The following is a 15,649-nucleotide window of genomic DNA, read 5'->3' on the forward strand; positions in this document are numbered from 1 at the left end:
TCAACTCCTCCTGCTAATTGCGCACACGTGTGCATAGATATATAGCAATTATGTCTTTTTATATGCCCGCTTGTCAAGGGATAAAAAGAGGGTAGGCATGGGAAAATGGGCTCAAGCCCATTTTCCCATGCCTACCCTCTTTTATCTAACGGCCTGCGACCTGAATCTTGTCGACAACGGGAACGATATCGTTCGCCAAGATCTCGAAGGTCTCGGGCTCATGAACATTGCCCAGGCTGAAAATGGCGTGGTCAATACCCAACTCGGCCAGTTTACCAAATTGGTCGATGGCGGCCTGGGGACTCAATGTGCCATCGCGTCCATCTTTAGTGAGCACCATCTGGTCGAGCGTTGTCTTCTCAATCTGCTCATAGGGGCGATTGAGGTTGGCACAATGCTCGCGCAGCACGTTCAATTTATGCTTGAGTGCCTCATCCCCCATACGTGCGAAGAAGTTACAGGCATCGCCGTATTGAGCGATCATGCGCAGGGTCTTCTTCTCGCCGGTCCCGCCGATCAAGATGGGCGGATGTGGCTTCTGTACCGACTGCGGTGAGTTCAGCGGACGCGTAAGCTGATTATGCTTGCCTTCAAAGGGTCTCTGATCGCCCGCCCACATCTGGTGCGCGATCTGCAACGTCTCTTCCAGGCGCTCAAAACGCTCCTTTAACGGTGGGAAGGGGACGCCCAGACCCAGGTGCTCCTCTTCGTTCCAGGCTGCGCCAATGCCTAAATAGGCACGTCCTTGAGAGAGAACATCCAGGGTCGTCGCAGTCTTCACCAGAATGCCAGGATACCTGTAGGTGACACCAGTCACCATCGTTCCAAGCTTGATCCGCTTGGTGCGTCCAGCCGCGAAGGCCAGGGCGCTCCAGCCCTCTAGCATTTCGTTCTCTGCCGGGCCAACGAAACCAATCTGGAAAAAGTGGTCCATGACCCAGAAGCTATAAAGACCCACCGCGTCAGCGCGCTCCGCGATCTGACCAAAGGTCGTACCAAGCTCATTCTGCCCATTGGGCCATGTAAAATTAGGAACCTGTAAACCCAGGCGCATGTTATCTTCTCCTTAGTTTTATGCGTAACGCTTCCGACTCTTCTTGTGAAGAATCCTCAGCGCCGTAGGTGGTCAGCTATTTTGTATGGGTAGCTACAACCTTCATAATGAATGATATAACTATACTCGGTACGCAAGCAAAGCACACTGGCAAAATCAACAGCATTAAACTGGGAAAAATAGGCTGTCTGCATACCTGTCTATTTCTACAGGCCAACCCTCATAATCTACTATAATGAAACGCCTAACGTAATGTATACATAGGAGGACACTTAGCGCTTTGTTATATGCTCATGTCTGGAAGAAATGTTGCAGGAGTAGGAAATGGTATACGACGCGATCATTGTTGGCGCTCGCTGCGCGGGATCATCTCTGGCCCTTCTGCTAGCACGCAAAGGGTATCGCGTCTTGCTACTCGATAAAGCCAGTTTTCCTAGCGACACCCTTTCCAGCCACTTTATTCATCCACGTGGACTCGTCTATCTTCAACATTGGGGAGTTTTGGATACACTACTTGCTACTGGTTGTCCTCCAGTACATGGGATCTCTCTCGACACGGGACGCTTCACCCTCTCTTCGACGGTCCTGCCTCTAGAGAACATTAACTTTGGTCTTGCTCCTCGTAGATACATTCTTGACACATTGTTAGCCCAAAAGGCGGTTGAGGCAGGTGCTGAGCTACGCGAGGCGTTTAGAGTCCAGGACGTGACGAGAAATGGAACCCATATCACCGGCATAAAGGGTCGCACAACAACAGGCACACCTGTGACCGAGAAGGCCAGGCTTGTCATCGGTGCCGACGGTCTACACTCCCTGATCGCACGTGCGGTCGAGGCACCAACCTATCATAGGTATCCAGCATTAACATGTATCTACTATGCTTATTGGAGTGGGATGAAGACAGGTAGCACTGCTCTGTACTCGCGCCCTCAGTGCGTCTTTTTATCCTTTCCCACACATGATGGGCTTGCGCTCATAAGTGTCACCTGGCCACGTCGCCATTTCCCCAAAGTGCGTGCCTCGATTGAGAGCCACTTTCTTGAAGCACTTGCGCTTGCCCCAGCTTTTGCGGCCTGCGTCCATCAGGGAAAACAAGAACAACGCTTTATGGGTACTGGCAACACAGCCAACTTCTTTAGAAAGCCCTACGGCCCTGGCTGGGCTTTATTGGGAGATGCTGCCTATCATAAAGATCCACTTCTTGGGCATGGCATAGCCGATGCCTTCGCGGACGCGGAACGGCTGGCCCAGGCCATTGAGAGCAGTTATACAGGTCAACAACCTCTAGAAGAGGCTTTAGCTGAGTATGAGCAGCAACGCAACAGGGAGGCCCTTCCCCTCTATGAGCTAACCATTCAACTTGCAACCCTGAATCTCACACCCGAGATACAACAGGTACAGGAGGCACTACAGGGAAATCCAGAAGCAACTCAGCTCTTCTTCGCGGTCCTAGAAGGCACTATTCCTGCTGCAACCTTCTTCGCGCCCGAACACATCCAGGCTCTTCTTACCGGGACACAAACGAAATTGAGCAGGCCTGAAGTAGTCAGCTAGCGTCAAAGCAAGCACACCAGTGTCCTCACGGGAGGAAATGAAAAATGGCAACCGTAGTATTTTTAAGTTTGCCTGCGCAGGGACATATCAATCCTACTCTTCCACTCGTTACTGAACTGGTCCGTCATGGCGAACAGGTCATCTACTATACAAGTGATGAATTTCAAGCAGCAATTGAGCAGACCGGAGCGACATACCGTTCTTATGGCAAAACTTTTCCACTCGACCTGGTACACAATCAGTACAAGTTTGAACATCATCCCTTGCTAGCAGTTGAAACGCTTTTGGAGGCAAGTCTCTGGGTGCTGGCGCACTTGCAAGCAGAGATACAAGCATCTTGCCCAGATTACCTCATTTATGACGCATGCTGCCTCTGGGGCAACTTCCTGGCACAACTTTTACATCTATCAGCTATCGCCTCGCTTTCAACCATGGCGGCCAATCAACGTATCCTGAACGAAATACTCGCTTCCATTCATGAGAACGTCACGCAGGCGCCGTCCAGAGAATATGAATATCTTCAGCGATGCCTGATCCTACTCACTATCCTATGCGAACGCTATCATCTCAAGCCCCCTCAAGACATTTTTGCCATATTCCACAATTATGGAGATCTGACCCTTGTCTATACCTCCAGAGCATTTCAACTCGACGCAGACTCCTTCGACGAAGGCCACTTTAAATTCGTTGGGCCCCTCATCACATCACGCTCTCAGGCTCCCCCATTCCCTTTCACCAGGCTAAGCAGGCAGCCACTCATCTATATTTCGCTAGGTACCATGTACAGTGACCGTGCCGCCTTCTTTCACACGTGCCTCGAAGCTTTAGCTGAGAGCCCCTGGCAAATAGTCATGGCAACCGGTCATAACCTTGATCCTGCCTCATTAGAACCACTACCTTCTAATACCATCGTGGAGAGATTTGTGCCACAGCTCGAGGTACTCCTACGGAGTGCGCTATTTATTACTCACGGTGGTATGAACAGCATTAGTGAGGCATTGTATTATCATGTGCCGATGGTGGTTATCCCCCAAAGTATGGACCAGCCATGGAACGCGGCACGTGTTGCTGAACTAGGAGCTGGCACGATGCTTACCAATGCCCAGGTCACACCCGAGAACTTACACCACAACGTCGAAGAAATTCTAACTCATCCCAGCTTCACGAGAGCAGCCACATCTATAGGAGAATCGCTTCGCCAGGCAGGAGGCGTGCAAAGAGCCATAACTGAGATTCTGGCCTTTAAACGTGCAAGAAACATTCCCTAACAAACTTTTGAGGCCATGACTTTCGACATACTCCAAAATGTGTCTTTCCATCCTTCCTCTTGGATACCACATAAGGCTATACTTTTCTCGATCTCGACAATACACAAACCTTTAATGTGCAAGGAGCACTCATATATGGAAGAAACACTCAAAACGTCACTAGAGACCTGGACTAGGAACGCATCACAAAGTGGTATGGAGGTTGAAGCGCAGCATCTAGACAAGACCTTTGGCAAGCATCATGCAGTCAAAGATGTCTCGTTCACCATCGGCAAAGGTGAGATCTTTGGCCTGCTGGGTCCCAACGGGGCAGGCAAAAGCACCACCATCAATATGCTCTGTGGCTACCTTGAGCCGACATCTGGCGAGGTTCTTATCGACGGCCGCGCTATTACCAAAGAGACACGAAAGGTAAAGCGTATGCTTGGTGTCGTGCCTCAAGAGATAGCTCTCTATAAAGAGCTCACAGCCTTAGAGAATCTGCATTTCTTCGGCGAGATTTACGGTCTTTCCTCACAAGAATGCCGGCAGCGCGCCGATGATTTGCTGCTCTTCGTCGGACTCTATGAGAGGCGCAAAGACCCGGTAAAGACCTTCTCCGGCGGCATGCAACGCCGAATCAATATCGCCATCTCGCTCATGCACACACCAGCCTTCTTGATGCTGGATGAACCAACCGTGGGCGTTGACCCCCAATCTCGGGAACACATCTTCGCCCTCATTGAACGCCTGCGCGACCAGGGAACAACTATTCTCTATACCACCCACTATATGGAAGAGGCCGAGCGGCTCTGTAACCGCATCGCCATTATGGATGAGGGCCAGATCATCGCCCTGGGCACACTAGAAGAACTCCTGGCCTTGCGCCAGCAGAACCGCGAGATACAACGGCCCCATGGACTCCAGGAACTGTTCATCCAGCTCACAGGAAAAACCCTGCGCGACTAAACACTATGGAAGAGGGAAAGCATGAAAACGCTCTGGTCCATTGCCAAAAAGGACCTCTTACAGGTCATGAAAGATAAAGGCTCTCTGGTGCTCCTGCTCCTGGTCCCCCTGGTCCTCATCACGGCGGTCGGGCTTGCATTTGGTAATCTCTATGGTAATAGCTCTACCCAGACTACGATTAGGGTAGCCGTAAGCAACCAGGAGACGGCCTCTAACGCCTATCTTGGTAAAACGATTGCAAACGCGCTCAAAATCAATACATCTCAACTCCAGATTACTGTCAATGAATATCACACTTCAGCTCAGGTTATTGACCAGGTTAAGGCCTCAAGTGATGCGGCAGATGTCGGTGTCGTCATTCCAACCGGGGCGAGCGAGGCCTTGCTGAGCACTACACCTCAGCATATCGATGCTACAAAGCAAGTCCAATTCTATACTCTGCCCAACAACAACGATGCGCGTATTACGCTCGTACGTAACATCGTCAATGAGGTTGTACAGGCTCAACTCACAGGAAATGCAGCTGTAAGTCAGGTCTACGCAGTATGCAATCAGCCTGGCAACCACTGCACACCAGGCACTATTCATCCCACGAGCATCGCTGCAACGGTTGTCCAGGCAAACCAGGGAAGCGACCAGGCTGTTCAAACACTCTCCGCGGGTGAAGCCATCAAAGTGAGCGCATTCGATCAATTGGTACCTGGATACGCCGTCTTCTTCGCGCTCTTTGGCCTCAATGCTGTGGCGGCGACCATCTTGCAGGAGAAAGAAGATGGCACCTTCCGCCGCCTGCTGGTCGCTCCAATTCAGAAGTATGCTCTGCTAGGTGGCAAGTTGCTGGCACAGTTTCTCCTAACCCTGGCCCAGCTCGTGGTGCTCTTTGCGATTGGCTACTTTGTATTCAAAATGCATATTGGCTCCTGGCCTTCGGTCATCCTCTTACTAATCAGTACCAGTTTCGCGATGACGGGCCTGGGAACACTGCTCGTATCACTGGTACGTACCCGCCGCCAGATCAACCCGATTGTCAGCCTGGTAACTCTGGTAACCTCCGCGATTGGCGGTGCCTGGTGGCCCCTCTTCATCGAACCCAGATGGATGCAGCAAATCGCCAAGCTCGGCATTACGGCCTGGGCCATGGAGGGGCTAAATGAGACCATGATCTTCGGCAAAGGCTTTATGGACATCCTTCCAGATATTCTAGGTCTGCTCGCCTATGGCGCGATCTGCTTTATTATCGCCTTGCGCTTCTTCCGTTTCCAGGAGAAGGCCGCAAGCGCTTAGGGCAGAAGGTTTCGCGCCTACGGCGCTCATAAGGTAGTGGGTGTAGGCGTGGAAAAATGGCGTTGCTATTTTTCCACGCCTACACCCACTACCCCGAAGGCGAATTTGTAAGCCAAGGCAGATTCATTTGACAAGAGCTGGGTTTGCGCCATAATAAAGGAAAAATCACAACATCTGATTGCCGGGAGGAGAGCAGGCATGACTGAGACGATTCGTATCTTGCTTTGTGAAGACCAGACGCTTATGCGCCAGGGCCTACGCACTATTCTTGAGCTAGAGCCTGGCATGCAGGTCGTCGGCGAGGCTGGCGATGGCGAAGAGGCGATCAGGCAATATGCGTCGCTACGCCAGCAGGATAAGGGGCCTGGCGTGGTCTTGATGGATATCGAGATGCCACGCATGAATGGGGTTCAGGCAACGGCTGCCATCGTCCAGAGCGATCCCCAGGCGCGCATCATCATCCTGACAACCTTTGACTACGAGGACTATGTCTTCGATGCCGTCAAAGCCGGGGCCATGGGCTACCTCCTCAAGGATGTTCCCGCCAACGAACTGATGTCAACGATTCGCCAGGTATACGCAGGTATGCCCTCGATTCAGCCCAAGATTGCCAGCAAGCTCCTCGTTGAGTTTGGGCGCAAAGAGCGGAATCCTCACCCGGTACAAGAAGAGGCGCTGAGTCCACGCGAGATAGAGATCCTTAAACTCCTGGCTGAGGGGGCCAGCAACCGCAAGATCGCGGAGCAACTTGTCCTGGCCGAGGGAACCGTCAAAAATCATGTCTCGAATATCCTGAGCAAGCTCCACACCAGGAACCGCACCCAGGCCGCTCACCTTGCACGTGAACGCAAATTGCTCTAACTCGGTTAAAACATCAAAAAGGGGTGAGGTATACAAATGCAAAGGAAAACAACATTGAGCATTGATATAGCCAGGGATGACGCACGCTTTCATCGGAACTTCAGCCGTATGCTGATTGGTTTTGCTATCTTCACATTTTTCTACCTCACCACACTCACCTATACTATCTTAAAGGCCACGCCAATCTACATGCACGATTGGCGTGGCATAACCTGCATCCTACTCATGATACTCGCTTTCTCGCTTTACATCTTTCCAATTCTGGCGTCACTCGGTATACTTCCATTCGATTGGGACTGGCCACCACCTTTATCGTATACTGTGTTCATTTGGGGAAGCTTTTATCTCGTTGTATTTCTACTCACCCGGATCGATCAAAGCTTTTTTCTGAGCTTATATATTCTTTTTGGGCTAAGCTTCAGCCTGTTTACGTCGCGACGCTTGTTTCTCGCCATTGGTATTATAGCTCTCACAACCTTTATGTATGAGGGATTGCTCACCTGGCCGCTCAAGCAAATTGCGCTCTTCAGTATCACAAGCCAGTGTTTGGCCTTCTTTAGCGTCACAGGCTTTAGCATCCTCATTCAAAACCTTATCGCCGAACGCTTTGAACGTAATCATCTTTTTCAACAACTGCAACTTGCAAATACCAATTTAGAGGAGGCACATCGCCAGTTAGCACAGTCAGTAGAGCAGGAACAGGAACTAGCTGTTCTGCGCGAGCGCACACGGCTGGCACGCGAGATGCATGATACCCTCGGCCATGCCCTCGTGCTTATCACAGTCAAGCTAGAGGCGGCTCAACGGCTCCGCGAGCGTGATCCCGAACGCTGCGACCAGGAATTAGAGTCTACCAAAGAGATCACGCGTGAGAGCATGGCCGCGCTGCGAGCCTCCATCGCGAACCTGCGCACGCCTGCCTTACAACATAAGGGCATCAAGCAGACACTCATCCGCTCACTCGATGAACTGGGGCAACGCGCTGGCCTGGATGTTAGCCACACCTTTCAGGGAGAGCTTGAGAGCCTGACAGATCCATTGAAAGAGACGCTCTGGAAGGTAAGCCAGGAGGCATTCGCCAATATTGAGAAGCACGCCCACGCACAGCACGTGACGCTCTCCCTCAGACAAGAAGAAGGGAACCTCATCTTGACCATCCAGGATGACGGCATCGGGCTACCAACGGCCTCTTGCCAGCATCAAGAGGATGGTAGTCTGGCATGCCACAGTCCAGAAGGCCACTATGGCCTACGGGGCATGCTCGAACGCGTCGAGGGCATCGGAGGCCACCTCTCACTCCGCTCTGGCGAGAAACAGGGCACAACCATTGAAGTCACGCTCCCATTTTAATTAACGGCGCTGCTAAAGCACGCGCCGCCCACCCTGCAGCATCACCTCCAGCGTCGGTCCACAAAAAGAGGCATCCCGGATGGTATATCCGAGATGCCTCTTTGCCTGCCCTCTGTGAGGACTAGAGCTCCGACTTACTTGTACGAATTGGTGTTGGCACAAGAAGAATCGGTGGTCTTGTAGATGTTCGCCCAGTCATCTGGTGGGGTCATGTTCTGCGCGTTGTCTACCCAACCCTTCACGCAGGGCTTGAGCACATAGCTGACCGCTGACTGGTAAGTTGGCGCCCAGGCAACATCATTGATGAGCTTCTGCTCAATCTGGTTGTACTGTGCCATGCGGCTGGTCTGGTCGACAATGGTATTGGCTTTGACCATCGCGTCCTGGTTAGCCTGCTGCTCCACAGCGGTTTTGTTGCTGCCCAGGCCATAGTTGACCTGGTTGTTGGCCGAACCCTTGCCAAAGAGCAAGTCGGTCCAGTCCTGGGGATCGGGATAGTCAGCAACCCAGCCCGCGCTCCAGATCTGAAGGCCTTTGGCACTGCCAACGGTCTGCGCCTCATCGTCGAGAAGCTTGTTAAAGTCCTCGTCGTTGATGGTGACATTGACGCCCAGGGCATCTTTCCACTGCTGCTGCACATACTGGAACTCGTTTTTGGCGGCGGCTGAACCACTGGTGGCAACCGTCAGAGAGACCTGCGGGAAGTTAGCGGTGGTGTAACCCTCTTCCTGCATACCCTCCTGGAACAGCTGCTTCGCTAGCGTCTTATCGCCTTTGGTGCTTGACACACCGGCAGGGCCAGTTAGATTCTGGTTATAACCAGGCATGCCCTGAGGAACGATATGGTTGGTTGGCGCCACGCGATCTTTGTAGATGCTATGGGCAAGCGTATCGCGGTCGATAGAGAGCGCGAAGGCCTGGCGGATCTTGATATTATTGAAGGGTTTGGCCAGGTAGTTCATGCCATAGTAGTAGATGGCCAGGATAGGCGACTGGTGATACTGCTGGTTAGGCATGGCGCGTGCCTCATCCAGGTTGGGTCCAGGAACACCCGAGAGATCGACCTGATTGGACTTATACGCCTTGTACACCGTCTGGGCATCTTTATAGAAGGGGAAGACAACCTTCTTCAGCTGCGGCTTGGCATTATAATAGTTCTCATTAGGTACAAAGCTGATCTGCTGACCGCTGATATGCTTCTCCAGCTTGAAGGGGCCAGAGGCACCACCTTCGCTCAGGTGATCAGTCCATTTCTGATCGCCATACTTCTCGACGAAGCTCTTCTCCACAACGTAGGAGGTTGGATAAGTCAGCGCATCCAGGAAATACTGAGCCTTCTGGTTGGTCACGATCTTCACGGTCGTGGGATCGGGAGCAAAGAGGCTATCGCCGATCAGGGTAGGCACCTTGCCAGCAAAGCGCTTATCCGAATCTTTGACCAGGGCCAGATACGAAGGCGCAACCGTCGACTTCAACTCAGGCTTGAGCGCGCGGTCAATGCTATAGACCACGTCGTCAGCGGTGATGGGGTTGCCATCGCTAAATTTAGTGCCCTGGCGCAGCTTGAAGGTCCAGGTTACGCCATCGGAGGCAACGGAATAGGACTCAGCCAGCTGAGGCTTGACCTTAAGGTTATCGTCCAACTGTACAAGGCCCGTGAACATCATCTGAATAGCCTGTGCAGATGCAGTATCGGTAGAGAGACCCGGGTCCAGGGTCGCGACATCAGATATGCCTCTTTGTGGATAGACAAAGATCTGCTTATCATCAGAGAGTTTCGTGCCTGCACTCGAACTACCTGTACTACCGCCACAGGCAGAGATGAGTACCGCAAGCAAAACAAACAAAGCGGGTAGGAAGCGGCCAGCCACTCGCTTGCGAGAAAACATAAGTCATTACTCCTTGTTTTAGAAACGCGAAAAACCTTTGCTCACTTATATTTTATAAATAGAAGCAGAACAAAAAACTATAAAGCACAATGAGCAATTATGCTCGATGAAAGGTGTCATAGTTTGATAGCGTCGGAGCTAAGAAGACTATGCTTATGTCTATCTTCGATGAATTGACAGCAAGCATCGATCAATATATAGATATCTCAAAGAAGTTTGCCCTGACAAATCTATAGCCTGATAAGCGATAGAAATAGAGCGCCTTCTTGTGACCTCTGTAATATACTACGTAGCCTCAATAAAAAATCTCACAGTAATTTGCTGTATTTTAAAAAACTTGCAAATTCTTGCAAATTCACTCAACAATAATGAAAAAATAAAGCATGCTCGGCCATTATCTTTCTTAATTAAATCGACTAAACGTACTCATTCTTCAGGAAGGCCTTCTCGCCTGCGGCGCACATCACCCCTTACTCTCATAAGGGAGTGGAAAATTAGTGTGAGTGGCGGTATGATAAAGGAAATAACCTCGCTTAAAGACCCAATGTGCAAGAGAACACGCCGCAGGCGCGAGGTATCACAAAAATCCCAGGCGAAAGGAACCATCTATTTATGAGCGTTAAGCAACTTCTTCTCCCGGTGGCCGCTGAACACTTTCAGGTGCGACCCGATATTACATTCTTGAATCATGGCAGCTTTGGCGCATGCCCTCGCCCCGTCTTCGCGACCTATCAGCAGTGGCAAAGTGCTTTGGAGGCAGATCCCGTCGAGTTTCTGGGTCGGCGCATAGATGATCTGTTGCGCGAAGCCCGCCTATCCCTGGCCGCTTACCTGGGAACACAGGCCGATCACCTGGTCTTCGTGCCCAATACAACGGCAGGCGTCAATATCGTCGCGCGCTCGCTTCAGCTTGGACCTGGAGATGAGGTGCTGGCTACCGATCACGAGTATGGAGCTTCAGACCGTACCTGGCACTTTCTCTGCACCCAGAAAGGAATGAGTTATATCAATCAGCCAATCCCACTCCCGCTTGAGGGCGAAGAGGAGATGGTTGAGCAGTTCTGGCAGGGAGTAACACCTCGTACAAAGGTGATCTTTATCAGTCACATCACCTCACCCACGGCGCTGATCTTTCCCGTGGCAAAGATCTGTCAGCGCGCCCGTGAGGCCGGTATCCTTACCATCATCGATGGGGCGCACGCGCCGGGACAGATTCCCCTGAACCTCGAAGAGATCGGCGCGGACTTCTACATTGGCAACTGCCATAAATGGCTCTGCGCGCCCAAGGGGTCCGCGTTCCTCTATGCCTCGCCCAAGCACCAGGCCATCCTGCAGCCTCTAATCGTCAGCTGGGGCTACGAAAGCCAGAAACCTGGCATCTCAAGCTTTCAGGATTATTTTGGCTGGGTCGGCACGGATGATCCTGCAGCCTTCCTTAGCGTCCCCTCCGCCATCGCCTTTCAGCAAGAGCACAACTGGGATGCCGTACGCGCCGCCTGTCATGAGCTAGCGGCCTCGACGCGCCAGGAGATTACTTCTCTGCTTGGTACCCAGCTTATCTGTTCCGACACCTGGTTTGGGCAAATGTGTGCCATCCAGGTGCCTGATGGCGACTCCCAGGCACTACAACGCACCCTGCGCGAGACCTGGCACATCGAGATGCCCGTCACCTCCTGGAATAACCATCGTTACATTCGCCTCTCCATCCAGGGCTACAACAGCCCCGCCGATGTCGAGCGCCTCCTGACCGCCCTCCACGCCATTTTTGTGCAATAAATCGTAGGGTCCATGCTTGCATGGACTCTCCCGCCCCCAGGACGACATCCTCACGCTGGGAGATCGCTGCGCTCGCAGTCCATGCAAGCATGGACCCTACGATTGTTTCACGATATGTTTCAGGTGCACACTTAAGCGAGCAGGGTGGTATCCAGTTCGGGATAGAGGGGATACTGTGAGAGCAGCTCATCGACGCGCTTGCGCGCCACGGCCTGCACGCTCTCATCCAGGACGTACTTGGCAAGGCTGGCCTTGCCACTGGCGGTCACACTGGGCTTGGTGTGTGACAGCACGTATTTGATAATGCTCGCGATCTCGCGCATCTCTGTACCTCCCATGCCCAGCGTGGTCAGGGCTGGCGTACCTAGACGCAAACCACTGGTATACCAGGGGCCGTTGACATCAAAGGGCAGCGAGTTGCGATTGAGCGTAATCTGGCAATCCCGGAGCGCCGCCTCAGCCTGGCGGCCTGTAAGACCAAAGCTCTGCGCCACATTGAGGAGCAGGAGGTGATTGTCGGTACCACCGGTAGGCACCTGAAGACCCTCATCGATGCACGCCAGGGCCAGGGCCTGGGAGTTCTCGACAATGGCATGGGCATAGGTCTCAAACTCCGGCTTGCTTGCCTCGCGGAAGGCGACGGCCTTGGCGGCCAGTACATGTGGGAGCGGACCGCCCAGGATCGCGGGACAGCCCTTGTCAACCCACTCGGCGAACTCTTGCTTACACAGCACCAGGCCCCCACGCGGGCCACGCAAGGTCTTATGCGTGGTACTGGTCACAACATGCGCGTAGGGAATGGGATTGTACTCGCCAGTAAAGACCTTGCCCGCCACCAGGCCCGCGAAGTGTGCCATGTCTACCATCAGGATCGCGCCCACCTCGTCGGCCATCTCGCGCATCTTGGCGAAGTTCAACTTGCGTGGATACGCGCTGTAGCCTGCCAGCAGGATCAGTGGACGCACCTCGTGTAGCTGCTTGCGCAACTGGTCCAGGTCAATCAGGCCGCTCTCTTGATCGACGGCGTAAGAATAGACATCGAAGAGCGTGCTGGAAATATTATGCCGGTAGCCATGTGTCAGGTGCCCTCCGGAGTAGTAATCGAGCGCGAGCAGGCGCTGATTCTGCACGGTAGCTCGCACCTTATTCCAGTCCTCGCGGGTGGCCGTGGAGATATTCTCGATATTCAGGCTTTCAAGCAAGGGCTTCTGGGCTTTGCTTGAGAGGATGGCCAGGAAGGCCACCAGGTTGGCGTCAGCACCCGAATGAGGCTGGACATAGGCATGCTCAGCACCAAAGAGCGAACACGCCAGTTCTACCGCCTCGGCCTCAATAGCGTCGACATTATCACAGCCAGCATAGAAGCGATGATAAGGATGCCCTTCAGCATACTTATCGGTCAAGAGGTTGCCCATAGCAAACTGCGTCGCCAGGGAACTATAGTTCTCGCTAGCGATTAACTTCAGGTTCTGGCGCTGGTCCTGTAGCTCCTTTATGACGGATGCTGCGATGGTCGGCGAGACGCTGTTGATCTGGTCGAGCGAGGCATAAAAAGCCGCGGCGGCTGAGTTGGGGGTGGCTCCATTGAGCGCTTGCAAGTAGCGGACAAGAAACGTGGTTGATGTTGCATTGATCGTCATAAATAGGTGCTCCTCCCTTTGCTATCAAAACATAACATAGGTGAAGCAGCCCAGGCGAGCGACTGTCTACTGCTTATTCCCAGGCTCCCTTGTGGTTCTTCCACTCTTATCGCCAGTTACCAGGGAAAAGGAGATACTCTCCATGCCTAACTATACCAGTCTGCATCATCTGAGTCAAGAATATCTCGAAAAACGACCATACTCTCTTAAAGCGTGGCTAATGGTAGGGTGAACCAGAACGTCGAACCCTCTCCTGGCTGGCTATCAACTCCTACCTGTCCCTCATGACTCTCAATGATCTCTCGGCAGATAAAGAGGCCCAGGCCCAAGCCTGTGCCAGAGCCATACTGCACCTCGACGCCAGGCACACGATAGAAACGTTTCCAAACCTGCGCCTGCGCCTCTGGGGCAAGACCCGGCCCATGATCACGTACAGATACTCTCGCGCATGCCTCCTCTTTGGCGAGCATCACAAACACAGGCTGATGAGCCTCTGAGTACTTAAGCGCATTGGTCAGATAGTTGAGCAGCACCTGGCCAATACGATCAGCATCAGCCTCAACGAGTAGTGTATCCTCATCTGGAAGCGTAAGCTGTATACTCCGATCAGGTGCGGCCTGTCTCGAATCTGCAACAGCATTGCGAACTATTTCCACCAGGTTACAGGGGTTCTTTACAATGATTAACTTCCTGGCCTGTATACGTGAGGCATCCAATAGTTCACTAATCATTCGCTCCTGCACCTGCGAGCGTTGGAGCGCATAATCAAGCGGGATCTGGATACGTTCAAGCGGGGTCTGGAGTTCTCGGGAGTCTTCCTGCTGTCTGAGCTTCTTCAAGCGCCGCAGTGCCAGTTCCACATTGCCTTTAATCGTGGTCAGCGGCGTTCTTAGCTCATGGCTGGCAATGGAGATAAACTCATCGTAGTGCTTATTCAGCTCTTGTAGTGCCTGTTTTTTGGCATTCTCTGTCGCCCACGACTCTAGCAAACGCACCTGTGCGATCACCAGGGCTGTTAATTTAGCTACAGCCTTGGCCAGGGCGATCTCTTCCTCTGTGTAGGCACACTCAACGCAGGGAAATTCCTCTTCCATCTTCGCAATGATAAAAAGACCTACCAAGCGCTCATGAAGCACCATGGGCGCCACCAAGCGATAGCGAGCACCAAAGCTCGCGTGCGGTTTAACATACGGCTGCTTTTCCAGGTCAAGTAGAACCACTTCATTTGCATGCAAAAGAGCGATGTTTTCTGCGTTAACGTAGTCGGCAAGAGGCGCCTGCTCAGTTTCCGACCGTAAGCGTTGCGTCTGCTCATACGTCAAATTGCCTGTACCTAGTAGATGCTGTCGCTCATCAGGACCTGATAGAGCAAAGACATCTACATACCTGCAATCCATGACCTGTGCAATAACATCTGCCAGAGCCTGGCCTGCAATATGAATAGGCGAAAGTCCCTCAGCTACCTCTGTGCATGTTTTTTGCTCCTGTCCTGGGATGGAGACCAGCCTCTCGATCAATGTCAGCAAAGAGGTAAAGGCCTGGAGTGCGCGACACTCTTTCTCATGTTGCGCACTTATATCGTGAAGGAGCATATACCCACCAATTAAATTCCCCTGTTGATTATAGAGTGGCGCACTGGTAAGGTGAACATGAATTTCCCCTTTAGCATATGTCTGGATCGCGGTATCGCCCTGCTGGGCGGTCAGGAACGGCTCATTTTTGAAGGCACCAGTTGGTTTATCCTGGTCTACAACAGGAAGGTGACACTCTGCCTCTTGCATTTTTAATTCGTCGATAAACTGCTGATAGGTCTTTCCCAGCACCATTTCTGCTTGCACACCAAAGAGCTGTAATGCGGCGACATTGGCATGTACAATTACACCTTGCAGTGTGTAGACCAGCACACCTTCATTCAAGGATACGAATGCCGCATTAAACAATGTGTTGAGTTCCGCCTGTTCATGGCTGCCTATCAAGTCAATCACCTTCACATTCTTTGTGCCAGGCACTTTGGCCTCTTTGAAG

General features: G+C 52.4%; 11 protein-coding genes and 1 riboswitch. Of the genes, 7 read left to right on the forward strand and 4 right to left on the reverse strand.

The window, feature by feature from the left end; all coding sequences use genetic code 11:
- Window positions 1–145: 145 nt before the first annotated feature.
- Window positions 146–1,054 (reverse strand): LLM class F420-dependent oxidoreductase, encoded by a 909-nt coding sequence (locus JMJ04_RS34155; protein WP_201374851.1) that lies wholly within the window; start codon window positions 1,052–1,054, stop codon window positions 146–148.
- A 324-nt stretch (window positions 1,055–1,378) separates the two neighbouring features.
- On the opposite strand from JMJ04_RS34155, the gene JMJ04_RS34160 reads away from it, so the two are divergent.
- The 6 genes from JMJ04_RS34160 to JMJ04_RS34185 all read left to right on the forward strand — a co-directional run bounded on the left by JMJ04_RS34160 (window position 1,379) and on the right by JMJ04_RS34185 (window position 8,319).
- A complete protein-coding gene (locus JMJ04_RS34160) occupies window positions 1,379–2,608 on the forward strand; it encodes an NAD(P)/FAD-dependent oxidoreductase (protein WP_201374852.1) in 1,230 nt (409 codons plus the stop codon).
- A gap of 44 nt (window positions 2,609–2,652) precedes the next feature.
- On the forward strand, window positions 2,653–3,876 hold the full coding sequence (locus tag JMJ04_RS34165) for a macrolide family glycosyltransferase (protein WP_201374853.1): 1,224 nt from the start codon (window positions 2,653–2,655) through the stop codon (window positions 3,874–3,876).
- Window positions 3,877–4,011: 135 nt separating this feature from the next.
- The gene (locus tag JMJ04_RS34170) at window positions 4,012–4,824 is read left to right on the forward strand and encodes an ABC transporter ATP-binding protein (protein WP_236038766.1); all 813 of its coding nucleotides are present in this window, start codon (window positions 4,012–4,014) and stop codon (window positions 4,822–4,824) included.
- A 21-nt stretch (window positions 4,825–4,845) separates the two neighbouring features.
- Window positions 4,846–6,108, forward strand: a complete 1,263-nt coding sequence (locus JMJ04_RS34175; RefSeq protein ID WP_201374854.1) for an ABC transporter permease — start codon at window positions 4,846–4,848, stop codon at window positions 6,106–6,108.
- Window positions 6,109–6,306: 198 nt separating this feature from the next.
- Window positions 6,307–6,969 (forward strand): response regulator, encoded by a 663-nt coding sequence (locus tag JMJ04_RS34180; protein WP_201374855.1) that lies wholly within the window; start codon window positions 6,307–6,309, stop codon window positions 6,967–6,969.
- A gap of 54 nt (window positions 6,970–7,023) precedes the next feature.
- On the forward strand, window positions 7,024–8,319 hold the full coding sequence (locus JMJ04_RS34185; RefSeq protein WP_201374856.1) for a sensor histidine kinase: 1,296 nt from the start codon (window positions 7,024–7,026) through the stop codon (window positions 8,317–8,319).
- Window positions 8,320–8,453: 134 nt separating this feature from the next.
- On the opposite strand, the gene JMJ04_RS34190 is transcribed toward JMJ04_RS34185, so the two are convergent.
- Window positions 8,454–10,208 (reverse strand): peptide ABC transporter substrate-binding protein, encoded by a 1,755-nt coding sequence (locus tag JMJ04_RS34190; RefSeq protein ID WP_201374857.1) that lies wholly within the window; start codon window positions 10,206–10,208, stop codon window positions 8,454–8,456.
- Window positions 10,209–10,820: 612 nt separating this feature from the next.
- On the opposite strand from JMJ04_RS34190, the gene JMJ04_RS34195 reads away from it, so the two are divergent.
- Window positions 10,821–11,984: an aminotransferase class V-fold PLP-dependent enzyme gene (locus tag JMJ04_RS34195; protein ID WP_201374858.1), complete on the forward strand. Its 1,164-nt coding sequence runs from the start codon at window positions 10,821–10,823 to the stop codon at window positions 11,982–11,984.
- A gap of 131 nt (window positions 11,985–12,115) precedes the next feature.
- Here JMJ04_RS34195 and JMJ04_RS34200 read toward each other — a convergent pair whose 3' ends face one another.
- Both JMJ04_RS34200 and JMJ04_RS34205 read right to left on the reverse strand, forming a co-directional pair.
- Window positions 12,116–13,624, reverse strand: coding sequence for a glycine hydroxymethyltransferase (locus JMJ04_RS34200; RefSeq protein WP_201374859.1), 1,509 nt, complete (start codon window positions 13,622–13,624; stop codon window positions 12,116–12,118).
- 41 nt (window positions 13,625–13,665) lie between these two features.
- Window positions 13,666–13,754: riboswitch (ZMP/ZTP riboswitch) on the reverse strand.
- Between the two features lie 76 nt (window positions 13,755–13,830).
- Window positions 13,831–15,633, reverse strand: coding sequence for a sensor histidine kinase (locus JMJ04_RS34205; RefSeq protein WP_201374860.1), 1,803 nt, complete (start codon window positions 15,631–15,633; stop codon window positions 13,831–13,833).
- Between the last annotated feature and the right edge of the window lie 16 nt (window positions 15,634–15,649).

The sequence above is a fragment of the Ktedonobacter robiniae genome, from assembly GCF_016587375.1.
Taxonomy (GTDB): domain Bacteria; phylum Chloroflexota; class Ktedonobacteria; order Ktedonobacterales; family Ktedonobacteraceae; genus Ktedonobacter; species Ktedonobacter robiniae.